Annotated in this window: 18 protein-coding genes; 11 read left to right on the top strand and 7 right to left on the bottom strand. The window is 64.1% G+C overall.

The window, feature by feature from the left end; all coding sequences use genetic code 11:
• Positions 1-49 precede the first annotated feature (49 nt).
• The 4 genes from pstS to pstB are packed head-to-tail and all read left to right on the top strand — an operon-like array spanning position 50 to position 3,791.
• Positions 50-1,087, top strand: coding sequence for a phosphate ABC transporter substrate-binding protein PstS (gene pstS, locus BM400_RS02125; protein WP_245781630.1), 1,038 nt, complete (start codon positions 50-52; stop codon positions 1,085-1,087).
• Between the two features lie 24 nt (positions 1,088-1,111).
• Positions 1,112-2,095: a phosphate ABC transporter permease subunit PstC gene (gene pstC / locus BM400_RS02120; protein ID WP_217644068.1), complete on the top strand. Its 984-nt coding sequence runs from the start codon at positions 1,112-1,114 to the stop codon at positions 2,093-2,095.
• Positions 2,095-2,949, top strand: a complete 855-nt coding sequence (pstA, locus tag BM400_RS02115; protein ID WP_089836193.1) for a phosphate ABC transporter permease PstA — start codon at positions 2,095-2,097, stop codon at positions 2,947-2,949. Before pstC ends, pstA begins: the two co-directional genes overlap by 1 nt.
• Before the next feature lie 5 nt (positions 2,950-2,954).
• Positions 2,955-3,791, top strand: coding sequence for a phosphate ABC transporter ATP-binding protein PstB (gene pstB, locus BM400_RS02110; protein ID WP_089836191.1), 837 nt, complete (start codon positions 2,955-2,957; stop codon positions 3,789-3,791).
• Positions 3,792-3,964: 173 nt separating this feature from the next.
• Here the strand turns inward: pstB and BM400_RS02105 are convergent, their stop codons facing one another.
• A complete protein-coding gene (locus BM400_RS02105; protein WP_089836188.1) occupies positions 3,965-4,747 on the bottom strand; it encodes an SDR family NAD(P)-dependent oxidoreductase in 783 nt (260 codons plus the stop codon).
• 126 nt (positions 4,748-4,873) lie between these two features.
• Here BM400_RS02105 and BM400_RS02100 point away from each other — a divergent pair, with 126 nt between their 5' ends.
• The 3 genes from BM400_RS02100 (at position 4,874) to BM400_RS02090 (ending at position 10,914) form a co-directional block, all read left to right on the top strand.
• Positions 4,874-5,737, top strand: coding sequence for a fumarylacetoacetate hydrolase family protein (locus BM400_RS02100; protein WP_089836186.1), 864 nt, complete (start codon positions 4,874-4,876; stop codon positions 5,735-5,737).
• Between the two features lie 102 nt (positions 5,738-5,839).
• Positions 5,840-7,147, top strand: coding sequence for an enolase C-terminal domain-like protein (locus BM400_RS02095; protein WP_089836184.1), 1,308 nt, complete (start codon positions 5,840-5,842; stop codon positions 7,145-7,147).
• 341 nt (positions 7,148-7,488) lie between these two features.
• A complete protein-coding gene (locus BM400_RS02090; protein ID WP_089836182.1) occupies positions 7,489-10,914 on the top strand; it encodes an outer membrane beta-barrel protein in 3,426 nt (1,141 codons plus the stop codon).
• 67 nt (positions 10,915-10,981) lie between these two features.
• On the opposite strand, the gene BM400_RS02085 is transcribed toward BM400_RS02090, so the two are convergent.
• Genes BM400_RS02085 through nadA form a run of 4 tightly spaced genes read right to left on the bottom strand, consistent with a single transcriptional unit; the run spans position 10,982 to position 15,817 of the window.
• Positions 10,982-12,127 (bottom strand): cysteine desulfurase family protein, encoded by a 1,146-nt coding sequence (locus tag BM400_RS02085; protein ID WP_089836180.1) that lies wholly within the window; start codon positions 12,125-12,127, stop codon positions 10,982-10,984.
• Positions 12,124-12,963, bottom strand: a complete 840-nt coding sequence (gene nadC / locus BM400_RS02080; protein ID WP_245781955.1) for a carboxylating nicotinate-nucleotide diphosphorylase — start codon at positions 12,961-12,963, stop codon at positions 12,124-12,126. Before nadC ends, BM400_RS02085 begins: the two co-directional genes overlap by 4 nt.
• On the bottom strand, positions 12,963-14,498 hold the full coding sequence (gene nadB / locus BM400_RS02075) for an L-aspartate oxidase (protein ID WP_089836177.1): 1,536 nt from the start codon (positions 14,496-14,498) through the stop codon (positions 12,963-12,965). Before nadB ends, nadC begins: the two co-directional genes overlap by 1 nt.
• Entirely contained in the window at positions 14,495-15,817 is a 1,323-nt protein-coding gene (nadA, locus tag BM400_RS02070; RefSeq protein ID WP_245781629.1) for a quinolinate synthase NadA, read from the bottom strand. The genes nadB and nadA overlap by 4 nt, the downstream gene beginning before the upstream one ends.
• Positions 15,818-16,237: 420 nt before the next feature.
• On the opposite strand from nadA, the gene panB reads away from it, so the two are divergent.
• The 4 genes from panB to BM400_RS02050 all read left to right on the top strand — a co-directional run bounded on the left by panB (position 16,238) and on the right by BM400_RS02050 (position 19,812).
• A complete protein-coding gene (panB, locus tag BM400_RS02065) occupies positions 16,238-17,110 on the top strand; it encodes a 3-methyl-2-oxobutanoate hydroxymethyltransferase (protein WP_089836175.1) in 873 nt (290 codons plus the stop codon).
• Positions 17,111-17,112: 2 nt separating this feature from the next.
• Positions 17,113-17,994: a pantoate--beta-alanine ligase gene (gene panC, locus BM400_RS02060; RefSeq protein WP_089836173.1), complete on the top strand. Its 882-nt coding sequence runs from the start codon at positions 17,113-17,115 to the stop codon at positions 17,992-17,994.
• Complete coding sequence (coaBC, locus tag BM400_RS02055; RefSeq protein ID WP_089836171.1) at positions 17,987-19,207, top strand: bifunctional phosphopantothenoylcysteine decarboxylase/phosphopantothenate--cysteine ligase CoaBC; 1,221 nt, start codon at positions 17,987-17,989, stop codon at positions 19,205-19,207. The genes panC and coaBC overlap by 8 nt, the downstream gene beginning before the upstream one ends.
• Positions 19,208-19,362: 155 nt before the next feature.
• Positions 19,363-19,812, top strand: a complete 450-nt coding sequence (locus BM400_RS02050; RefSeq protein WP_089836168.1) for a hypothetical protein — start codon at positions 19,363-19,365, stop codon at positions 19,810-19,812.
• Here the strand turns inward: BM400_RS02050 and BM400_RS02045 are convergent.
• Entirely contained in the window at positions 19,809-20,309 is a 501-nt protein-coding gene (locus BM400_RS02045; RefSeq protein ID WP_175528818.1) for a DinB family protein, read from the bottom strand. The two genes, BM400_RS02050 and BM400_RS02045, sit on opposite strands and share 4 nt — an antisense overlap.
• A 70-nt stretch (positions 20,310-20,379) precedes the next feature.
• Entirely contained in the window at positions 20,380-23,448 is a 3,069-nt protein-coding gene (locus tag BM400_RS02040; RefSeq protein ID WP_089836164.1) for an amidohydrolase family protein, read from the bottom strand.
• Positions 23,449-23,525: the final 77 nt, after the last annotated feature.

The following is a 23,525-nucleotide window of genomic DNA, read 5'->3' as shown; positions in this document are numbered from 1 at the left end:
ACTAGAGCCCGCATACCTTCACCCAATGCCAGGCCATCCGAGGAAAACTATGATTCGCAAGATGATGTTCGCCGCAGCGCTCACGGCAGCCACCCTCGCTCCTCTCACAGTTCAGGCCCAGAACGTAACGTTGACCGGTGCCGGTTCGACCTTCGCCGCGCCCCTGTACTCCAAGTGGGCCGCTGAGTATAAGAAGTCGCACCCCAACGTCGAGATCAACTACCAGGCCATCGGCTCGGGCGGCGGTATCCGCCAGGTCTCCACCGGCACCGTCGACTTCGGGGGCACCGACGGCCCGATGAACGACGCACAGCTCGCCGACGCGAAGAACAAGCTCCATACCGACATCCTTCATTTCCCCACCGCCCTCGGCGCGGCCGTGCCGATCTACAACGTCGCCGGTGTCGCCTCCGACCTCAAGTTCACGCAGGACGCCCTCGCCGGCATCTTCCTCGGCAAGATCACCAAATGGAACGATAAGTACATTCAGGACGCGAACCCCGGCGTGAAGCTCCCCGCCGCGAACATCCTCGTCGTCCACCGTTCGGACGGATCCGGCACCACCTACACCTGGGCCGACTTCCTCTCCAAGGTCAGCCCCGAGTGGAAGTCCCGCGTCGGCGTCAACAGCTCGCTCTCCTGGCCCGTGGGCCTCGGCGGCAAGGGCAACGACGGCGTCGCCGGTCTCGTGAAGCAGACCCCCAACTCCATCGGCTACGTCGAGCTCGTCTACGCCGTCCAGAACAAGATCAGCTACGGCGAAGTCCGCAACTCGTCGGGCAAGTTCGTCAAGGCGGGTCTGGCCAGCGTTTCGGCTGCTGCCGCCGGCGCGGTCAAGAATATGCCGGCCGACTTCCGCGTCTCCATCACTGACGCTCCCAACGCGGAAGCCTACCCCATCTCGACCTTCACCTGGATGCTGATCCCCCGTAATATGAACGACAAGAACAAGGCTGCGGTACTTAAGGACTTCCTGAAGTGGTCCCTGACCACCGGCCAGAACGAGTGCGAAGCCCTGACCTATGCGAAACTTCCTAAAGAAGTCGTCACCAAGGAAGCCGTCGCCATCGGAACGCTCCAGTACTAGGTCATAACGGATAACCCTAGCCAAATGGAATTATCGAAAGCAGCACCCAACGGGACCACTCCGCGAAGCTCTGGCCAGCCCATGAGCTTCGCGGAGCGTCTGCGTAAGGGCGACGAGATCGCCTACCTCGTCACCCTCGTCGCCGCGCTCACCATTATTCTCATCACCGCCCTGCTCGCCGAGCACCTGTGGACCAACTCCCTGCTCTCCCGGCAGAAGTTCGGTTTCCACTTCCTCACCTCCAGGACCTGGGACCCCGTCAACGGAAACTTCGGCGCGCTGCCCTTCGTCTACGGTACCGTTCTCACCTCGTTCCTCGGCTTGCTCATCGCGGTTCCCGTCGGCATCGGCGCGGCCATCTTTCTGGCGGAAATGGCGCCCCGCAAGATCTCGAACGTCCTCACCTTCCTGGTCGAGCTCCTCGCCGCCGTCCCCAGCGTGATCTTCGGCCTCATCGGTATCTTCGTGCTCGTGCCGATCCTGAACCAGGTCGTCCCGCCCATCACGGACCACCTGGCCTGGCTACCCATCTTCTCCGGCACGTTCTACGGCGTCAGCTATCTCACCGCCGGCATCGTGCTGTCGATCATGATCGTGCCGTTCATCGTGTCCATCTCCCGCGAAGTGCTCATGTCCGTGCCCACCGCGCAGCGTGAGGCCATGATGGCTCTCGGTGCCACGAAGTGGGATGTCACCTGGAAGGCCGTTGTTCCTTACGCGCAGCGCGGCATCATCGGCTCCGTCTTCCTTTCGCTCGCCCGCGCCCTGGGGGAGACGATGGCCGTCACCATGGTCATCGGCAACGTGCCCGAGATTCACGCCTCGCTGCTCTCGCCCGGTTACACCATCGCCGCCGTCATCGCGAATGAGTTCACCGAGGCCACCGAAGACATCTACCTGCACGCCCTCGTCGAGATGGCCCTGGTCCTCTTCGTCGTCACCATGATCGTCAACGCCGGCGCCCGCCTGCTTATGCTCACGGCTGGAATCAAGGAGATTCGCGAGTAATGGCCTCCTATCCTCCAACCAGCAAGAAGATCATCAACGCCGTCATGCTCACGCTCACCGGCCTCTGCGCCTTCGCAGTCGTCGCGGTGCTCATCTTCATCCTCGGCTACCTCGTCGTCAATGGAGCGCGCTCGCTCAACTGGGCCTTCTTCACCAAACTGCCCGTGCCCGTCGGCGAAGAGGGCGGCGGCATGGCCAACGCCATCGTCGGCTCCGGCAAGCTGCTGATGATCGCCGCCTGCCTCGGCGTGCCGCTCGGTCTGCTCGGCGGTGTCTTCCTGGCTGAGTTCTCCGGCTCCGCCTTCGCCTCGATCGTCCGTTACACCACCGATCTGCTCAACGGCGTACCCTCAATTGTCATGGGTATCTTCGTCTACACGCTGGTCGTGCTGCCGATGCACCACTTCTCCACCCTCGCCGGTGGCATCGCGCTCGGCATCATGATGATTCCCATCGCCCTGCGCTCCACCGAGGAGTTCCTCCGCGGCGTCCCCCGCGCCCTGCGTGAGGGTGCCATGAGCCTCGGCGCGTCGAAGACCCAGACCATCATCAGCGTCATCATCCCTGCCGCGCTCCCCGGAATCGTCACCGGCATCATGCTCAACCTGGCTCGTGTCGCCGGCGAGACGGCACCGCTCCTCTTCACCGCACTCAACAACCAGTACTGGAGCCCCGGCTTCAACCACGAGACGGCTTCCCTGCCCGTCGTCATCTTCAACTACGCCATCTCGCCGTACGCCGATCTCCATCGGCAGGCGTGGGCGGGCGGCTTTGTGCTCCTTTCAGCCGTCTTACTCATCAATATCCTCGCGCGCCTCGTCCTTTCGCGACGTACGCATCTCCCCCGGAGCTAACTCCCATGGCGGCAGCAGCATTCAAACTCGGCGATTTCGGCAAGGTACGTGAAGAACGTTTCGGCGACGAGCAGCAGCTCAGCGTCGTCCAGCACACCCCTCAGTTCACCGTCTCCGACCTGAACTTTTACTACGGAGCGTTCCAGGCCCTCCACAACCTGAACATGAACGTCCCGCAGGACAAGGTCACCGCCCTCATCGGCCCCTCCGGCTGCGGTAAATCGACCTTCCTCCGCATCCTCAACCGCATGTCCGAGACCGTCCCGAACACGCGTGTGGAGGGCAAGGTCCTCCTCGGCGACCAGGATCTCTTTTCGTTCCATCCCACGGTGCTCCGCCAGCGCGTCGGCATGGTCTTCCAGCGCCCCAACCCCTTTCCCAAGAGCATCTTCGACAACGTAGCCTACGGCGTCCGCATCAACCGCATGCTGCCCGCCTCGCAGATGAAGGACCGCGTCGAACAGAGCCTCCGCCGCGCCGCCCTCTGGGAAGAGGTCAAAGACAAGCTCCACGTCTCCGCCCTTTCGCTCTCCGGCGGCCAGCAGCAGCGCCTCTGCATCGCCCGCTCCCTGGCCGTCGAGCCCGAAGTTCTCCTGCTCGACGAACCCTGCTCCGCCCTCGACCCGCTCGCCACCTCGAAGATCGAGGACCTCATCTTCGAGCTCAAGGGCCTCTGCACCATCGTCATCGTCACGCACAACATGCTGCAGGCCGCCCGCGTAGCCGACTATGTGGGTTTCTTCCTCAATGGCAAACTCGTCGAGTTCGAAGGCGCCCGCAAGATGTTCATGAACCCCACCAACAAGCAGACCGAAGACTATCTCACCGGTCGCTTCGGCTAAGAGCGCCCTCCGCAGAACCTTCGCGACATGTCTACCGGTGTTGCCGACTCAAAACGTACTGGTCTTCCCGCTGGCCGGAAGCCAATCTCCGACCAACGGGAGGACCACGCGAAGCAGAGACGAGTCACGAAGTCACTGCCCCGCGCAGAGCGAGCCCATCCGGCACGATGCCTCTACCGCAAATTCACAAACCCACCATCCAGCGAATAGTCCACACCCGTCAGGAACCCGGCCTCATCCGAGCAGAGAAACAGCGCCAAATCGGCCACTTCGCTCGGCTTCCCCATCCGCCCGATCGGCTGCGCGGCTGACAGCGCCTTGAACATCTCCTCCTCGCGTCCCGCATAGTTCTTCGCGATATACCCATCCACAAACGCCGTATGCACCCGGGCCGGCGAGATCGCATTGCAACGAATCCCCTTCTTCAGATAATCCCGCGCAATCGAGAACGTCATCGCCAGCACCGCGCCTTTGCTCATCTGGTATGAGAAACGATCTTCCAATCCAGCCGTAGCCGCAATCGAAGCCATGTTCAGGATCACGCCGCCACCCTGCGCGACCATGCTCCCGATCACCGCCTTCGTGCAGTGGTACACGCTCTTCACATTCACCGAGAACACCCGATCCATGTCCGCGCCCGTCACCGTCTCGACGGTTCCAATCCCGGCGATGCCTGCGTTGTTCACCAGAATGTCCAGCTTGCCGGACGCCAGAATCTCCCCGAAAACGCGCTCGACCTCATCCTGATCGGCGACGTTGCAGCCGTGCGCAAAGGCCTTTCCGCCCGCGGCTTCAATCCCAGCAACCGCCGCCAAAGCCGCGTCTTTGTTGAGGTCTACAACGTGAACGACAGCGCCCGCGCCCGCGAAACCTTCAGCGATCGCAAGTCCAATCCCGCTCGCCGCACCCGTAACGATCGCGGAACGGCCATCCAACCGAAATTTTGCCAGTGACATAAGATTATCCTCTATGAAATACCGCTACGATTGTAGCGCCTCGAACCCATACAATAGTCGAGCGCCCCGCCCGTATCGTCAAGCATCCCCGGCGGCCCATTTCGCAACAGGATTCAGGAGAGCAGCATGCGTTTAGTCAGTTACGTCTTCAACGAGGAAGTAGGCGCAGGCCTGCAGTCCGAGTCGCTCGAATACATCTTCCCCCTCGCCCCCCTCGGATACGCCGACACCCTCTCCTTCCTCTACGCCGGCGAAGATGCGTGGGCTGAGGCCGCCGAGGCTGCTTCGGCCGCCGACCTCGACTCCGATCAGGTCATCCGCACCGACGAAGCCGACCTCCTTGCCCCCATCGCCATGCCCGGCAAGTTCATCTGCATCGGCCTCAACTACCGCGACCACGCCATTGAGTCCAACATGCAGCTCCCCAAGACGCCCGTCGTCTTCACCAAGTTCTCCAACTGCATCACCGGCGACAACACCACCGTCGTCATCCCCAGCATGACCACGCAGCTCGACTACGAGGCCGAGCTCGCCATCGTCATTGGCCGGGAAGGCAAGAACATCCCCGCCGAGGACTGGGCCGACTACGTCTTCGGTTACACGATCGTCAACGACCTCAGCGCTCGCGATATCCAACTCGCCACCTCGCAGTGGTCGCTCGGCAAGAGCTTCGACGGCTTCGGCCCCATGGGCCCGGCCATCGTCTCCAAGGACGACATCCCCGACCCCCACGTCCTGGGCATCAAGCTCTCCATCGACGGCGAAGTCCTACAGGACTCCAACACCGACCAGCTCGTCTTCAAGGCCCCCGACCTCATCGCCTACCTCTCCTCCATCATGACCCTCGAGCCCGGCGACATCATCTCCACCGGCACCCCCGCCGGCGTCGGCCTCGGCCGCAAGCCGCAGCGCTGGATCCAGCCCGGCGAGACCATGGTCGTCGAGATCGAAGGCATCGGAACCCTCACCAACAACACTGTGGCGGAGTAAAGAAAAAGCTTTCCAACAAAATCTTTTGCTTTGCTGTTGCTTGTTTCGGGGTCTGGCTCGCCGAAGAACCGACCCCGCTCCACCCCTAATCAGGAGCTTCAAGTGTCCGAAATCACCATCACCCGAGCCCGTGTCATCGACCTCCGCTTTCCCACCTCGCGCGAGAGCATCGGCTCCGACGCCGTCAACAAAGACCCCGACTACTCGGCCGCCTACTGCATCCTGGAAACCGACTCCGGTGTCGAGGGCCACGGCCTCACCTTCACGTTAGGCCGTGGCACTGATCTCGTCGCCTCGGCGCTCGAGTACCTCACCAGCTTCGTCGTCGGGCGCACCCTGTCCGGCATCACGGATGACTTCGTCGCCTTCAACCGCACCCTCACCGACGAGAGCCAGTTCCGCTGGCTCGGCCCCGAAAAAGGCGTCATCCACCTCGCCACTGGCGCTCTCATCAACGCCATCTGGGACCTCTACGCCCGCGTCGAAGGCAAGCCCCTCTGGAAGCTCCTGGCCGAGCTTCCCACCGAGAAGATCCTCTCCGCCATCGACTTCCGCTACATCGACGATGCCCTCACCCCCGACGAAGCCCGCGCGATCCTCGACGCCAGCCGCGAAGGCTACGCGGAGCGCTTGGCCCTGCTCGAACAAGAAGGCTACCCCGCCTACACCACCTCCGCGGGCTGGTTCGGATACTCCGAAGACAAGATCCGCCGCCTCTGCCGCGAGGGCCTCGCCGAAGGCTGGACACACTTCAAGCTCAAGGTCGGCGGCGACCCCGCCGAAGACCTCCGCCGCGGCCACATCGTCCGCGAGGAGATCGGCTGGACCAACAAGATCATGGTCGACGCCAACCAGAAATGGGGCGTCCTCGAAGCCATCGAAAAGACCAGAAACCTCAAGGAGCTCGACCCATGGTGGATGGAAGAGCCCACCAACCCCGACGACATCCTCGGTCATGCCCGCATCCGCCGCGAGTCCGGCGTGCGCATCGCCACGGGTGAGCACTGCCACAATCGCGTCATGTTCAAGCAGCTTCTGCAGGCGGGCTCCATCGACGTCTGTCAGATCGACTCCTGCCGCGTCGCCGGCGTCAACGAGAACCTCGCCATCATCCTCATGGCCGCCAAATTCGGTGTCCCCGTCTGCCCCCACGCCGGCGGTGTCGGCCTATGCGAGTATGTCCAGCACCTCTCCGCCTGGGACTTCCTCCGCGTTTCGACAACGCTAACGGACCGCGTCATCGAGTACGTCGACCACCTCCACGAACACTTCCTCACGCCGGTCAGGATCCGCCGCGGCCGTTATCTCCTTCCGGGGACCCCCGGCTACAGCATCGAAATCTTCCCCGCCTCGCGTGAACGCTACGCCTTTCCCCACGGAACCTACTGGAAGAACGAGCATCCCGCCTAAATAACCCGCATTACCGAAGTTCCCCGCCCCACGCCCGGCACGATGCCGTCCGGCGTGGGGTTTTTTCGTGTGCGCCGCACAATCCGGTAACCATCGTGTCCACCTCTTTGAGAGGCGAACGAACGATTTTGTCCGAAGAAAACATTTTCTCTTGACGGCGGTGTGTCGGGAGGCGCACAGTGCAGTGCATCCCAAAAGCCTCCGTAACCGCTTCCGAAGCGTTTGGTTTCAAAGACGTAACTCACAAAGCAACTCGCAACAATCACACGAAGTGCGCAGGTTCGAGCACTCGGGAGAGTTACGCACAGCAACACCACGTTCCACTTCACAGGAGACCACCCATGAACGACCATACGAAAACAAAAGCCGCCACAACATGGCTTGCTCAGGGCTTTCTGCTCTGTGCATTGATGTCGATCCCCAGCGTGCTGAGCGTTCCCAGCGCCTACGCCCAGACCTCCAGCGGTACCATCGTCGGCCACGTCGCCGACCCCTCGGGAGCAGTCGTCATCGGAGCGAAGGTCACCGCGACCAACCCCGCCACGAACACATCCCGTACGACGGTCACCGATGACGCCGGCACGTACTCGCTGCCTTCGCTCCCTGCCGGAACCTACGATCTCCTCATCGAGATGAAGGGCTTCGCCTCCCAGCGCAACACCGGCATCGTCCTCGACGCCAGTCAGACGGCACGCCTGGACTTCTCGCTCGCCGCAGGCCAGGTCACCGAGACCGTCACCGTCGATAGCGGTGCCGCCGCCGCCCTGCTCCAGACCGAGAACGGTGCGGTCGGCGCCATCATCAACGCCAAGAAGATCGAAGACCTGCCGCTCAACGGACGCAACTTCGTCCAGCTCGCGCAGCTCATCCCCGGCGTCAACAGCGGCACAGAGGGCTCCATTACCGTGCGGCGTGCGCGCGGTGCCGTCGGCGCGACCGACGCCACCGGAGGCTCCACCGCCATCCAGGTCAACGGGCAGCGCGATACCCAGAACCGTTACTCCATCGATGGCATCGAGAGCATGGACTACGACGCGTTCACCTACAGCTTCTCCACCTCCGTCGACGCCATCGCCGAGTTCCGCGTCGACACCAGCTCCAGCGGCACCGACTCCGGCGCAGCCGCCGGAGCCAACGTCAACCAGATCCTCAAGTCCGGCACGAACAAGTACCACGGCACGCTCTTCGAGTTCAACCGCAACAACGTCTTCACCCAGACCTACGACGCCATCGCCAAGATCGACGTAGCGCCTCCCCGCCTGAACCGCAACCAGTTTGGCGGCAACATCGGCGGTCCCGTCTGGATCCCGCACATCTACAACGGCCACGACAAGACCTTCTTCTTCTTCAACGCCGAAACCGGGTACGGTCTTCTGGGTGCCACGCCGCAACAGGCCACCGTGCCTGATGCCAGCGTCCGCGCCGGCATCCTCGACTCCAGTATCTTCGCCGGCCCGCTCGTCAATGGCGTGCCCACCACCCTCGCCGTCTCCGACCCCTACACCGGCAATGCCTATCACATCGGCGACAAGATCAACCTCGATCCCAAGTCGGCCATCCTGCTTCGGCCCACCATCACGCCGAACCCGACCCTGGCCATCGCGCCCAACGCCGCCAACGCGACCAACTACTACACCACGCCCATCAAGACCCTCAACTACCAGCACCAGTACCTCGGCCGCGTCGATCACAACCTCACCAAGCACGACACCCTCAGCGGTCACTACATCTACGACGAAACCTACTCGAACGGCGCGCCCTTCTTCGGCAACGACAACGACAACAACGACGCCATCACCAAGCACTACGTCGTCGCGTGGACCCATGTCTTCTCCGACGCCATCGTCAACGACTTCCGCTATGGCCGCCAGAACTTTCAGGAGTTCGAGACCTTCGGCACCACCGATAACCCCGCCTACAACATCGCCAATGGCCTCCTGAACATCCCCTTCTCCTCCTCCGACCCGCACTTCTACGGCGGCATCAACACCACCATCAGCGGCCCCGGCCAGTCCTACCGGCTCTTCGCCGACATCCGCAACATCGGCCCGCGCAACCGCGCCAACGGCATCAACCAGTTCGTCGAGAACCTCTCCTGGCAGCGCGGCAAGCACTTCCTCAAGTTTGGCGTCGACATCGGTCGCCGCACCGACTACTTCAGCCAGGCCCGCGATCCCCACGGCACCTTCGGCTTCGACGGCCGCTATACCGGCTCCGCCCTGCTGGACTTCCTGCTCGGCTACGTCAATGGCGACAGCATCAACCCCACCGTCACCCGCACCAACATCTCCAGCATCATCCAGGCCTACTCTGTGCAGGACAACTGGACCGTCAGCCGCACCCTCACCGTCAACCTCGGCCTCCGCTGGGATCACTTCGCGCCCTACACGCAGGACGACAACAAGTACGCCGACATCTACATCGGCTCCGACGGCCTGAACCCAGGCACCATCCAGACGCCCTCCACCTCGCCCTACGGACGCGGTCTCATCCAGCCCGTCTATCACGACTGGCAGCCCCGCGTCGGCTTCGCATGGCAGCCCTACGGACTCAACCGCGTCGTCGTGCGTGGCGGCGTCGGCCTCTACTTCACTCCGGAGATCGATAACGCACCCTTCTCCATGGGGGAAGGAGCCCAGGCTCAGGCCGGCGCGTCGCTCACCGGCAACCCCGGACAGAGCGGAACCACCGCCGCCCTCAAGCTGCCCAACCTCACCTTCGCCAACCCGTTTCCCGGAGTCACCGCGACCGGCCCGCTCACCTACCCCTTCGCCAACGCCATCGACCAGCACCTGCAGGACCAGATGACCACCCAGTACAACCTCACCGTGCAGACCCAGTTCCCCGGCAAGATCTCCGGGGAAGTGGCTTACGTCGGCGCGCAGGGCCGTCACAACTTCGTCTCGCCCACCATCAACCTGCCCGTCCCCGTCAACCCCGCCAGCACCACACTCTCGGTCAACGCGCGCCGGCCCAACCAGACCTTCCTCCGCAACGTCTCCGGCGACTTCTCCACTGGATCATCCGGCTACAACTCGCTCCAGACCAAGCTTGAGCGGCGCGTCGGCCAGGGGCTCAACCTGCTCGCCTCCTACACCTGGTCCAAGTCCATCTCGGGCTCGGGCGATATCGGCGGCATCGTCGGCGGCGGCAACTTCGGCGCCGGCCCGCTCAACCCGTACGCACCTCGTACGGATCGCTCACTCTCCGTCTTCGACATCCCTCATCGCTTCGTCGGTACCGTGCTCTACGACGTGCCGTTCTTCAAGAACACCACCGGCTTCAAGAAGGTCCTGCTCGACGGCTTCCAGGTCTCCACCATCCTCACCGCCGTCTCGGGCGACCCAGCCGGCGTCACCGACACCGCGCAGACCACCGCAACCGGCGTCGCATCCCGCCCCGACAGCGTCGCTGGCCAGCAGGTCAGCCTCGGTCGTGGTGGACGTACCCCCGGAGCGCAGTTCAACGTCAACGCCTTCACCGTCGCGCAGCCCGGGGAGTTCGGAACCTCGCCCCGTACCGGCGCCGTCCGTCTCCCCGGCGTCTTCAACGACGACCTCTCCGCCACCAAGGGCTTCAAGTTCGGCGAGTCCCGCAACCTGCAGCTCCGCGCCGACTTCTTCAACGCCTTCAAACACTACAACCCCGATCCCTCCACGATCGGTCTCGCCCGCAACGCCTCGGCCACCTTCGGAAAGATCAACAACGGTCTCTCCGGCGGCTTCGCCACTCGCATCATCCAACTGGGCGCGAAGCTCTACTTCTAACCACAACCCAGCCAAAACAGAACGGGCCCGCTAAGGGCCCGTTCGTCTTGTCCCGAAGCACAACAGCTTACCGTCCCCCGATCCCCATCACCGCCCGCACCCCATCCCGCACCGCCCCTGCGACCTCCGCAACCTGCTCCGCCGTCACGCCATCGCCCAGCGTAAACCGCACCGCCGTCTGCGCCACCTCGCGCGAAAAACCCATCGCCATCAACACATGCGACGGCTCATCCGACCCCGCCGCGCACGCCGATCCACTCGAACACACGATCCCGCGCTCCTCGAGAGACAGCAGCACCGCCTCCCCGCTCGTCCCCGGAAAACAAAACGAAGCGCTCCCCGGCAGCCGAGCCGAAGGATGCCCCGTCAACACCGCGCTCGGAACCCCCTCCAGCACCCCGCGAATCAACGCATCCCGCAGCCTGGAGACGCGCGCTATCCGCTCCACGCGCCCCGCATGCGCCATCCGCAGAGCCAAAGCAAACCCCACCGCCCCGGCGACATTCTCCGTGCCGGACCGCCGCCCTTTCTCCTGCCCACCCCCATGCATCACCGGCTCCACCGCCACCCGTCCCTTCAGAAACAGGACCCCCGTCCCCTTCGGCGCCCCCAACTTGTGTCCCGAAAGGCTCATCGCATCCACGCCCAGCGCCTTCACCCCCAGCTCCAGAGCCCCCGCCGCCTGCACCGCATCCGTATGCACCGGCACTCCCATCGCCCGAGCCGCCGCCGCAATCTCCGCCACTGGCTGTATCGTCCCAACCTCGTTGTTCGCCAGCATCATCGAGCAGAGCGTCGTCTCCGGCCGCAGAGCCGCAATCGCATCCGCAACCGACACCATCCCGAACCGGTCCACCGGCAGATACGTCACCGCGAACCCATGCACGCGCTCCAGATACGCACATGACTCCAGCACCGCCTCATGCTCGATCGCCGTCGTTACAAGGTGTTTCCCACGCGGATTGGCCAGCGCAATCCCCTTGATCGCCAGGTTGTCCGCCTCCGTCCCCCCGGCGGTAAACACAATCTCCCCGGCCCGGCACCCAAGCACCTCCGCGACTGAGACCCGCGCGCCCTTCAGAGCCTCCGCCGCTGCCCGCCCCACCCCATGATGGCTCGAAGGATTCCCAAACTCCCCCGTCAGGTAGGGCCACATGGCCTCCAGCACCTCACGCCGCACCGCCGTCGTGGCCGCTGCATCGAGGTAGATCACGCGAAATCCAACCCAAGGTCGAGCGCTCGTACGCTATGCGTCAACGCTCCCACCGAGATCACATCCACCCCTGTCTCTGCAATCGCCCGCACTTGCTCCAGCTTCACCCCGCCGCTCGCCTCCACCAACGCCCGTCCGGCAATCTGCGCAACGCCTGCCCGCATATCGTCCAGCGAAAAGTTGTCCAGCATCACCGTATCCGCGCCCCCGGCCAGCACCGCCTCGATCTGCTCCAGCCGGTCCACCTCGACCTCCACATGCACCGTGTGCGGCAAAGCCTTCTTCGCGGCCATCAGAGCCGCCGTGACCCCACTCCCCAGCACCGCCAGATGGTTGTCCTTCGCCATCACCGCGTCCGAGAGCGAGTAACGGTGGTTCCGCCCGCCGCCGCACCGCACCGCATAGCGTTCAAACGCCCGCAGCCCCGGAGTCGTCTTCCGCGTATCGACAATCCGCGCCGTCGTGCCCTCCACAGCCTTCACAAACGACGCCGTCAGCGTAGCGATGCCCGCCATCCGTTGCACAAAGTTCAGCGCCACCCGCTCCGCCTGCAGAATCGACCGCGCCGAACCATTCACCGTCGCCAGCACGTCGCCCTTCGCAAACCGCGCACCCTCGTCCACCAGCAGGTTCACCATCACCGAGGCATCGGTCAAACGCATCGCGGCCTCGAAGACCTCGCCCCCGCTCATCACGCCCTCTTCCCGCGCGACCAGCTCGGCGGAGGCCATCGCGTCCGCCGGCACCAGCACCTGCGAGGTCAGATCTCCCCACGGCGCATCTTCAACCAGCGCGAGCGCAACCACCCGCTCGATCTCCCGCATCTCCATCGGCATCAGCACAGGACCGGAACCTCCCGCGCGAAGCAAAGCGAGTGCGCAAACGCCTCCGAGGTCTCCGGAAAGTCCTCGCGAAAGTGCGCCCCGCGCGACTCCTTCCGAGCCGTAGCCGCCGCCACCATCACCCGCGCAATCGTCAACAGATTCGCATCCTCCAGCGCCGCAACGGACTCACCAGCCCCACGCCATTGCGCCAGCGCCGCAGCCGCACGGCCAAGTCCCTCCGCATTCCGGAAGATCCCGACCTCACGCCACATCACATCCTGCAAAGCACCGCGCTCCACCACCGCAGCCGCCTCCGCCTCGTCGATCACAGCCGCCCGCAGATCATCCCGATCCGAGCACCCGAAATCACTCGCAGCCACGCCTCGTCCATCCAGCAAAACCTCCGCACAGCGCCACGCAAACACCAGGCTCTCCAGCAGGGAATTGGAGGCCAGCCGGTTCGCCCCATGCACCCCCGTGCAGGCCGTCTCGCCCACCGCGAACAGCCCGGGCAGGGAAGTCCTTCCCCACAGATCCGTCCTGATCCCGCCCATCCAGTAGTGCGCCGCCGGCGTCACGGGCAGCCATTCCTTGCCCCAGTCGAATCCATACGACTTCGAGGCTTTGTCGATCGTCGGAAACCGCTCCGCCAGGAACGCCGCACCCATCGCCGTCGCATCCAGCCACACCGGCTTTCCGCCCTGCTGGAACATCTGCGCCGCAATCCCGCGCGAAACCACATCCCGCGGTGCCAGCTCCCCACGCGGATCGACATCGAACATGAACCGCTTCCCATCCACATCTCGCAGCACCGCGCCATCTCCTCGCACGGCCTCTGACACCAGGAAGTTTCCGCCCACCGCCATCGCCGTCGGGTGGAACTGGTAAAACTCCACATCTGCCACCTGCGCCCCGGCCCGCAGAGCCATCGCCACGCCATCGCCCGTCGCCACCGCCGGGTTCGTCGTATGCGGAAACATCTGTCCCGCGCCACCGCTCGCCAGCACCACCGCCTCGGCCGCAATCTGCCTGACGATCCCGGCCTCATCCAGTACTTCCAGCCCCACCACACGCCCGCGCTCCAGCATCAGGTCCCGCGCAAACGTATGCTCCATCACGTCCACCGCAGCCTCGCGCACAGCCCGCACCAGAGCCGCCTCGATCGCATATCCGGTCGCATCGCCACCCGCATGCAGAACCCGCGCATGCGAGTGCGCCGCCTCCATCCCGCGCGCCAACTCCCCGTTCTTCCGGTCGAACTCCACGCCCAGCCGGATCAAATCCCGAATCCGCTCCGGCCCCTCCGCACAAAGCACCTCAACAGCCGCTTTACAGTTCAGCCCCGCGCCTGCGACCAGTGTATCCGCCACATGCTCGGCCACGGTGTCGTCGTCGGCCATCGCCGCCGCAATCCCGCCCTGCGCATACCGCGTGTTGCTCTCCACCAGCTCGGCCTTCGTCACCAGCGTGACCTTGAACTTCCGGCTCAGCTCCAGCGCCGCGATCAGCCCGGCGATCCCGCTCCCCACCACGATCACACGGCTCATCGTGCTGCCGCCGCCGGCTTCAACGCCAGCATCCGTTCCAGCGCGACACGCGCCGGAACCGCAACATCCTCCGACACCTTGATCTGGTTCAGCACCACGCCCTTCTCCAGCGCCTCCAGCACCCACGCCAGATACCCCGGATGAATCCGGTACATCGTCGAACACGGGCAGATCACCGGATCCAGGCAAAAGATGTGGTGCTGCGGATACTGTCCCGCCAGCCGCGTCACAAGGTTCACCTCGGTGCCGATCGCGAACGTCGTTCCAGCCGGAGCTGCCGCAATCGCCTTCACAATGTAGTCCGTCGACCCGCTCTCATCCGCCGCGTCGACCACCTCCATCGGGCACTCCGGATGCACGATCACCCGAACCCCCGGAAACTCCCTGCGCGCCTGCTCAATCTGCCCCACCGAAAACCGCTTATGCACCGAGCAGAACCCATGCCAGAGCAAAACCTTCGCATCCTGCAACCTCTCGGCGGTATTGCCCCCGAGCGGCTTGTACGGATTCCACGTCGGCATCTGCGCAAGCGGAACGCCCATCTTCTTCGCCGTATTCCGTCCCAGGTGCTGGTCCGGAAAGAACAACACCCGCTCCGCCCGCTCGAACGCCCACTCCAGAACCTTCGCTGCATTGGAGGACGTGCACACAATCCCGCCATGCTCCCCGCAGAAACCCTTCAGCGCCGCCGACGAGTTCATATACGTCACCGGAATCACCGGTACCTTGCCCTCGGCATTCGGCCCCGTTCCGTAAATATCCTCAAGCTGCTCCCAGCACTCGACCACCGAATCCAGATCCGCCATATCCGCCATCGAGCATCCAGCCGCGAGGTTCGGCAGAATCACCGCCTGCTCCTTGCCCGACAGCATATCCGCCGTCTCCGCCATAAAATGCACGCCGCAGAAGACAATGGCCTCCGCCTCGGGACGCGTCTTTGCCGCCTGCGCCAACTGGAACGAGTCGCCCACAAAATCCGCGTATTGAATCACTTCATCCCGCTGGTAAAAGTGCCCCATCAGCACCACGCGCTCACCCAGCGCTGCCTTCGCCGCCCGAATCCGCAGATCCAGCTCTTCCGTCGAGGCCGTACGGTACTCCTGCGGCAGCACGCCCTGGTGTGGCGTATCGGCAGGAATCACATCGTTCTCCGACGCTCCCGGACCATACCCCGCCGGCATCTCATCGAACACCCACGGCCCATCCGCCAGACGCGAGTTACAAGCCGCACCCTTCGCCGGAGCGCTTCCATCCTTGGGCTTCAACAACGACTGAAGCGTAACGTCAACCGAGACAGGGGAGAGAACGGAAACCGACACGTGAAGCCTCCATACAGCCAGTAGCCGTCGGCCAACACAGTGCCGATCGGATCCAGCGTGTTGTGCATTGGATGCTTACATCCGGCTCAACAGCGCATCTTCCTATTATCCCCGCCCTGCCCCCCGAACACCAGCCTTCCCCCATCAGGCAATGCGTCTCACCGGAAGGACCGCCATTGTCGTTCGTCGTTGCTTCCAAATATCCCAGGGCTTCAGCCTTTGTCTCTGCAATGAGAGGCTCCTTGCAAAGGCGAGTGGGACATCCTTCTCAGGTCGAGATCGCGACGCAAGGATCGAGCCCCGCTTCGGGTTCAACCCGCCAGCTCGATCCCAAACCGAACAGCCTCAACCCCGCAGGCGTATACTCTTCCCTGTATCGAGGACGCATCCGCAGAGCGGAGCGGCACTGGAGACCAAGCAATGAGCCTTACCCAACCACGCACCCCTGCGGGCACACGCATCACCGCCCAAACCCTCCTCGAAAAAAAGCGCGCCCACGAGCCGATCACCGCCGTCACCGCCGCCGACTATCCCACCGCACGACTCCTCGACGAAGCCGAAATCGACCTCATCCTCGTCGGCGACTCCCTCGCCATGGCCACCCTCGGCCACGAAAACACCCTCTCCATCACCATGGACGAGATGCTCCACCACGCCCGCGCCGTCTCCCGCGGAGCCCCGCACTCCTTCCTCGTCGGCGACATGCCCTACGGCAGCTACCACGTCTCGGAAGAAGAGGCCGTCCGCAACGCCCTCCGCTTCATCCGCGAGGCAGGCATGGCCGCCGTCAAGCTCGAAGGCGCACACCCCTCGCTCGTAGCCCGCCTCGCCGCCGCCGAAATCCAGGTCGTAGGCCACCTCGGCCTCACCCCCCAGGCCGTCCACCGCATGGGCGGCTACAAGGTGCAGGGCCGCACCCTCGACGCCGCCGAAGCCCTCCTGGAAGACGCTCTCGCCCTCGAGCACGCCGGCGCCGTGGCCCTCGTCCTCGAAGGTATCCCCCGCGAGCTCGCCGAGCGCATCACCCGCCACCTCGAAATCCCCACCATTGGCATCGGAGCCGGTCCCGGCTGCGACGGACAGATCCTCGTCTTCCACGATCTCTTCCACCTCACCTTCGCCCCCTCGGCCAAGTTCGTCCGCCGCTTCGGCGACGCCGCCAGCCTCTTCCGCGATGGTCTCGCCGACTTCAAGCACGAGGTCGCCACCCGCACCTTCCCCGCCGACTCCGAAAGCTACCACCTCCCCGTCGCCGTAGCTCAGGCCATGGCCCAGCCCCTCGCCAAGGTTTAGTCATGCAGATCCACACCACCATCGCCGCCATGCAGAAGGCCTCGGCCGCCACCCGCCGCAGCGGGCAAACCTTGGGGTTCGTCCCCACCATGGGTGCCATCCACCAGGGCCATCTCTCCCTCGTCCGCGCCGCCCGCGCCCAGTGCGACGTGGTCGCCGCCAGCATCTTCGTCAACCCCCTCCAGTTCGCCCCCACCGAAGACCTCGACCGCTACCCGCGCCCCTTCGAGCAGGACGTCGCACTCCTCCGCAGCGAGGGCGTCGAGCATCTCTTCGCCCCAACCCCCCAGGAGATGTACCCCGCCGGAGCCACCACCTTCGTCGAAGTCGCCGGCCTCTCCGAGCGCCTCGACGGCGCCTCCCGCCCCGGACACTTCCGCGGCGTCGCCACCGTCGTCTCCAAGCTCTTTCACATCGTCCAGCCCACCGCCGCCTTCTTCGGCCAGAAGGATGCTGCGCAGCTCGCCGTCCTCCGCGCCCTCGTCCGCGACCAGAACTTCCCCATCCGGATCATCGGTTGCCCCATCGTCCGCGAGCCCGACGGCCTCGCCATGAGCTCCCGCAACCGCTTCCTCTCCCCCTCCGAGCGCGCCGCCGCCCTGACCCTCTCGCGCGCGCTCCACGACGTTGCAGTCCTCCCCAACGCAACACCGGATCGCCTCCGCACCTTTCTCATCGAGGCGATCCGGCAAGCACCCTCGCTCCGCCTCGACTACGCCGAGATCGTCGACCCCGAAACCCTACTGCCCGCCCAAGACCTTAACCGCCCCACCCTCGTCGCCATCGCCGCCTGGTCCGGCGCGACACGCCTCATCGACAACGCCATCCTCGCCCCGGTGACCAACGTCGCCGCCGAAGAACCCGAGCTCTGTCACCATGTCTAGGATCACCCTGGGCGTCACCGGAGGCGTAGCCGCCTACAAGGCCGCCGAGCTCACACGCCTCCTCCAGCAGCGCGGCCACGACGTCCACGTCGTCCTCACCCGCGCCGCCACCGAGTTCATCCAGCCCCTCACCTTCGCCGCCCTCACCGGCCACAAGGTCCACACCGGCCTCTGGGACGACACCACCAACACCGCCAACTCCGGCATCGAGCACATCGATCTCGCCCAGCAGACCGGCCTCCTCCTCGTCGCTCCCGCCACCGCCCACACCATCGCGCGCTTCGCCCAGGGCCTCGCCGACGACTTCCTCTCCACCCTCTACCTCGCCACCACCGCCCCCGTCGTCCTCGCCCCTGCGATGAACGTCAACATGCTCCACCACCCCGCCACCCAGGCCAACCTGAAGACCCTCGAAGATCGCGGCGTCCACACCGTCTCCCCTGCCGCCGGATACCTCGCCTGCGGCATGACCGGCGAAGGCCGCCTCGCCGATCTCACCACCATCGCCGACGCCGCCGAACGCGCCCTGAATCCGAACCGCGACCTCGCCGGCGAGACCGTGATCATCACCGCCGGAGGCACCCGCGAGCCCCTCGACCCCGTCCGCTTCCTCGGCAATCGCTCCTCCGGCAAGATGGGCTACGCCCTCGCCGAAGCCGCTCTCTCCCGTGGCGCCAGGGTCATCCTCATCTCCGCCCCCACCGCCCTCACCCCCCCTTCCGGCTGCGAGTTCGTTCCCATCGTCGAAGCCTCCGGGATGCACCGCGCCGTCCTCACCCACCTCCCCCGCGCGACCATCCTCATCGCCGCCGCCGCCGTGGCCGACTTCCGCCCCGCCACCCTCGCGTCCGAAAAGATCAAGCGCAGCGGCCCTCTGCACCTCACACTCGTCCCCACCGAAGACATCGTCGCCGCAGCCTCTGCCCACGCCCGTCCCGGAACCCGCATCGTCGCCTTCGCCGCCGAAACCACCCTCGACCTCGCCTCCGCCCGCGCCAAGCTCACCCGCAAGGGCGCCGACGCCATCGTCCTCAACGACATCTCTCTCCCCGGTCTCGGCTTTGATGCGGACCGCAACGCCGCCCAGTGGATCACGCCCGAAACCCAGCTCGACCTTCCCGAATCGACCAAGCGCCAGCTCGCCGATCGCATCCTCGACCAAACCCTTTCCCTGCCAGTTCCGTCCAACCCGCATCTGGCCGAGAAGGCATAAAGCCTTTTTGCGGAAGGCAACACCCAACCATCGCCTTTCGAGCATGGACTGATTCCCGAAGGGAATCGCCTCGGCCCCTGCGATAGACCCGGGCAAAGAAGCAAACCAGGCAGACGCTGTAAGATAGTCCCAACTCCGGCACCAAGGCCTACCTCATGACCCGACTTCTCGCCGCCCTCGCCCTCCTTCTCCCCCTCGGCCTCGCCGCGCAGAACCCCGTCTTCGTCACGCCGACCAAAAACGTCGTCGCCAAAGTCAGCATCATGGCCATCAGCACCAGCATCCATCAGGCCTTCGCCGGCAACCAGGACACCTACCTCGCCGACGTCGCGCTCAAGGACGGTCACCAAACCGCACGTCTCATCGACCGCTACAGCGGCAACGGCGACCCCATCCGCCGCTCCATCCTCACCGACCGCAAGCAGCTCGTCATGCACCTCATCCGTAAGCCCAGTTGCGACATGGTCAGCTCCAGCTTCTTTCTCGGCCGCACCGACTATGACGTCTTCGACACCGCCAGCCGCCTGGCCCTCTCCCAAACCCCCGACGCCGTCATCCCCTGCTACCTCGTCGTCCACGACCATACCAAGCTGGCGAAGAACTAACCGCGCGACAGCTTCGTCCATTGCCAAAGCCCGTCCGTGACCTCGCCCGGAAGCCGCATCCCCATCTGCCGCGCCAGCATCACGATCCGCCCCCTGTGATGCCCCTCGTGCGCCACGAAGTAACCAAGCACATGCCCCACGTCGAGCGGCAGATTCCGCCAGACATAGCCCTTCGAATCCGGGACCGTCCCTCCGTGCTCGCTGCCCAGCTCCAGCACCCTCCGGATCCCTGCGCCGCTCTCCCCCAGCGCCTTGACCAGCTCCTCCGAGGTCACGGTATGCCGGTCCACCTGCTTGGGAACCGGGATTCCATGCTCGCTGCCCAGTGTCTTGATCCACCGGCAACGGACATTGTGAAGATGCGCCGCAATCATCCGCATCGTCTTGCGCGGCTGACCCGGTACCCCGGCCTCCCACAAAGCCATCGGCATCCGCTCCACGAGAAAGACCGTCACCCGGTCATTCGTCGTCCACGCCCTCACGATCGACTCTTGCATGACGGAAGTATAGGACGACGCAAGAAGGCCCACACCCTCAATCGGACGTGGGCCGTTTGTTTGTCTCTCTTTACTTCGCCGGACACATCCCCACTCCCACATCCGACTTCACAAACGGGGCCATCAACTCACCCACCGAGTGGATCGCGCCGTTCTTCATCACGCACTGCACCTTCGTCACATCCTTGATATTCACCAGCGGATCCCCTTCGACCAGGATCATATCCGCCAAATACCCCGGCGCAATCAGTCCCAGATCCTTATCCACCTTCGCCGCCCTCGCCGCCGTGCTCGTTACCGTCTCCAGCGCCTGCCATGGAGCCAGCCCGAACTTCACCTGCGACAGAATATTCAAATGCAGTGAGGTCGAAGGCAGATCCAGCGGCGAGTCCGTCCCGCCAATGTACATGCCCTTGCGCTCCAGCACGCCCCTCAGCGTAGCCTCCTCCTTCATCACGCGATCCTCATTCGCCGTCTGGTCGGACTTCATCGCCGCATCCCGCGCCGCGATCAACCGCTTCTTCTCCCACGGCGGAGCCAGGTTATACCGGGTGTCATCCGCCATCTCCGGCATCTGCGCAATTACGCCCTGGTTCAGCAGCGTGCTCGTCGTCCACATCCCGCTCTCGGCCATCAACTGCCGCACATCCGAGTAGCTCGCCCCCGTCAACGACCGCGAGTACGCATACCCCGTCCGAGCCGTAGCCGAAACATGGCTCATGCCGTCGTTGCCCAGGTCCACCGCGGGCAACAGATAATGCCCCGCCGTCTGCACGCCCATCGTGCCATGCGCATACTTCACGCCTTCCACAATCCACGTATATGGCAGCCGCACATACAGCTTCATGAAGTCGAAGTCCAGCGCATGCAGCCGCTCGAACTCCCGGTGCAACTGCGCCTCGCTCGTCGTCGGAATCATCATCGGGTAGTACGTCCGCTCGCCATCGATCGCCTCACCCGTAGCGAACAACCTCGGCCCAACCGCCGCCCCCGAAACAAACGACTCCTTCTCCTCGACAGCCCGATACGCCTGGTCCGCCATATCTCTCAGCGTCGTAATCCCATACACCATCCATAGCCGCCCCATGCGGTCGCCATAGTAGATCGAGTTATCCGAGTTCGGATGCGCATGGTTCTCCCAAAGCCCGGGCAGCAGCGTCGAGTGCGGAGCCTCAATCACCATCGCTCCCGCAGGCACCGGACCACCATGCGGCTTCACCGAAGCCACGCGATTGCCCACCACCAGCACATCCACATCCGTCAACGTCTCCGCACCCTCACCCTTCCAGAACTTGCCCGCATGGATCAGCACCTTGTCCGTCGGCTTCGGTTGCAGCGGCTTGTACGTCAACGTCACCGGCACCGGCGTAATCGCCTTCGTCTTCCTGTCCAGCAACCGCAGCTTGCCATTCGACACATACAGAATCTTCGATCCATCGCCGTTATATGTCGGAGCATCCGACGTCTCGCCATTCAGCGCAACCGCCGCACCGTCAGGCTTGCCCATCGCATCCACCGGCATCGCGTACAGCAGATCGTCCATGATGAACGCGATCTCGCCCTTCGGCGAATACACCGGTCCATCCTCCGTCCTCGTCGTGATCGATTCAAACGGAGCCGGGTCGTACCACGTCGTCTTCTTCGTCGCGAGGTCCACCGTCAGGATCGAGCTTGTGCCCTCACGAAACCGCTTCGAATACGGCTTCACCGTAGCGATCGCCACCGTCTTCCCATCGGGCGAAAACGCCGGCCTGCCAGGAAAAAAGGTAGCCGGAGCCAGCGGCGAAATCGCACCGCTGCTCAACTCCAGCAGCATCGTAGCTCCATCCTGCTTCTGGAACGCCATCCACCTCCCATCCGGCGACCACGCCGGAAAGATCTGCGCATCCATCGAAGCCGCAGCCCTCTTGTCCGTGCCGGTAGCCACGTCCATCAGGTAGATATTCTCAACGCCATCCTTGTCCGAGACATACGCCAGCGTCTTCCCATCCGGCGACCACGCCGGCCCCTGCTTGTAATACGTGTCATGCGTCAGAGCCTTCGGCACCGGGTTCCCCACCGTCAGCAGATAGAGCTGATTCAAAGCCACAAACGCAGCCTTCTTCCCATCGGGCGAAAGCGCCGGCGAAAACAACCCCAGCGCCTGCCGCGTGGCCGTCGCATTGAACCCAAAGTCCTTGCCCTTGTACACCGGCCGTATCGACTCAATCCCCGCCGTGAAGGGAATCGCCGTCTTCGTCCCCGCGCCCAAATCCACCTTCAAAATCGCGCCATTCGCCGTATACAAAATGCTCGCATCCGACAGCCACACCGGCGGAAACGGAAACGCATCGTCGTCCTTCACGCCTCCACCCGCCACCGGCTTTCCATCCACCACCAGACGCGCCGCATCCACAAACATCCCCGCGCCCATGAACTGGATATACGCCAGGTGCTTCCCATCCGGAGACCAGCTCGGCGACTCGATCCTCCCTACCTGCCTGCCGATCGAAGCCACCGTCTTCGTAGCGCCGGTCGCCAGATCCACCGACTCCACCGTCCTCCCCACCACACCGCCCACACCCGGAGCCCCTGCCACAAACACGCCATTCACATACGCCAGCGAACTCCCATCCGGCGACCACGCCGGTTCATACTCATCGTTCTCGCTCGACGTAATCTGCTTCACCGCCCCACTCGCAACATCCACGGTCCAGATGTCGTACGAGCCCTTGTTCGCCCGATCCGAGGAGAACGCAATCGTCTTCCCATCCGGCGAGAACCGCGGCTCGCGATCGTCCCCATGTCCCGTCGTCATCTGCTTCAACCCCGTCCCATCCGGCCTCATCACCCAGATGTGGAACGTCCCGCCCGCATACGACTGGATCGCCACCCACTTCCCGTCCGGCGAGTACTCCGGATGCGAAGCCTCCACCAGCGGCCCCGTCACCCTCTTCGCCGCGCCGCCCGCGAACGGTATCGCATAGATCATTCCCTGCAGATCCATCAAAATCGTCCGATGGTCCGGCGAAACCGTCACCGCCATGTTAGTCCCCTCATGCACCGTGATCACCTTGTGCGGAGTTACAGCCGGAGTGGGAGGCGCAGCCATCAAAGCCACACTGGAGAGAGCCAAAGGAAGTACCGAAGCAAAGCGCATCGCGAAGATCTCCTGAACACTGCGGGGTAGGGAACTACAAATCTAACAACAAAACGAGCCGCCCACGCGCGTGAGCG

Origin of the sequence: Granulicella pectinivorans (assembly GCF_900114625.1) — a bacterium.
GTDB lineage: Bacteria > Acidobacteriota > Terriglobia > Terriglobales > Acidobacteriaceae > Edaphobacter > Edaphobacter pectinivorans.
This window is presented reverse-complemented; position numbering and strand designations above follow the sequence as displayed.

What these genes read in the sequence shown, in the direction of transcription:
- pstS (WP_245781630.1), top strand. Translation starts at nt 50, where the DNA reads ATGATTCGCAAGATGATGTTCGCCGCAGCGCTCACGGCAGCCACCCTC.
- pstC (WP_217644068.1), top strand. Translation starts at nt 1,112, where the DNA reads ATGGAATTATCGAAAGCAGCACCCAACGGGACCACTCCGCGAAGCTCT.
- pstA (WP_089836193.1), top strand. Translation starts at nt 2,095, where the DNA reads ATGGCCTCCTATCCTCCAACCAGCAAGAAGATCATCAACGCCGTCATG.
- pstB (WP_089836191.1), top strand. Translation starts at nt 2,955, where the DNA reads ATGGCGGCAGCAGCATTCAAACTCGGCGATTTCGGCAAGGTACGTGAA.
- BM400_RS02105 (WP_089836188.1), bottom strand. Translation starts at nt 4,747, where the DNA reads ATGTCACTGGCAAAATTTCGGTTGGATGGCCGTTCCGCGATCGTTACG.
- BM400_RS02100 (WP_089836186.1), top strand. Translation starts at nt 4,874, where the DNA reads ATGCGTTTAGTCAGTTACGTCTTCAACGAGGAAGTAGGCGCAGGCCTG.
- BM400_RS02090 (WP_089836182.1), top strand. Translation starts at nt 7,489, where the DNA reads ATGAACGACCATACGAAAACAAAAGCCGCCACAACATGGCTTGCTCAG.
- nadC (WP_245781955.1), bottom strand. Translation starts at nt 12,963, where the DNA reads ATGCCGATGGAGATGCGGGAGATCGAGCGGGTGGTTGCGCTCGCGCTG.
- nadB (WP_089836177.1), bottom strand. Translation starts at nt 14,498, where the DNA reads ATGAGCCGTGTGATCGTGGTGGGGAGCGGGATCGCCGGGCTGATCGCG.
- panB (WP_089836175.1), top strand. Translation starts at nt 16,238, where the DNA reads ATGAGCCTTACCCAACCACGCACCCCTGCGGGCACACGCATCACCGCC.
- panC (WP_089836173.1), top strand. Translation starts at nt 17,113, where the DNA reads ATGCAGATCCACACCACCATCGCCGCCATGCAGAAGGCCTCGGCCGCC.
- coaBC (WP_089836171.1), top strand. Translation starts at nt 17,987, where the DNA reads ATGTCTAGGATCACCCTGGGCGTCACCGGAGGCGTAGCCGCCTACAAG.
- BM400_RS02050 (WP_089836168.1), top strand. Translation starts at nt 19,363, where the DNA reads ATGACCCGACTTCTCGCCGCCCTCGCCCTCCTTCTCCCCCTCGGCCTC.
- BM400_RS02045 (WP_175528818.1), bottom strand. Translation starts at nt 20,309, where the DNA reads ATGCAAGAGTCGATCGTGAGGGCGTGGACGACGAATGACCGGGTGACG.
- BM400_RS02040 (WP_089836164.1), bottom strand. Translation starts at nt 23,448, where the DNA reads ATGCGCTTTGCTTCGGTACTTCCTTTGGCTCTCTCCAGTGTGGCTTTG.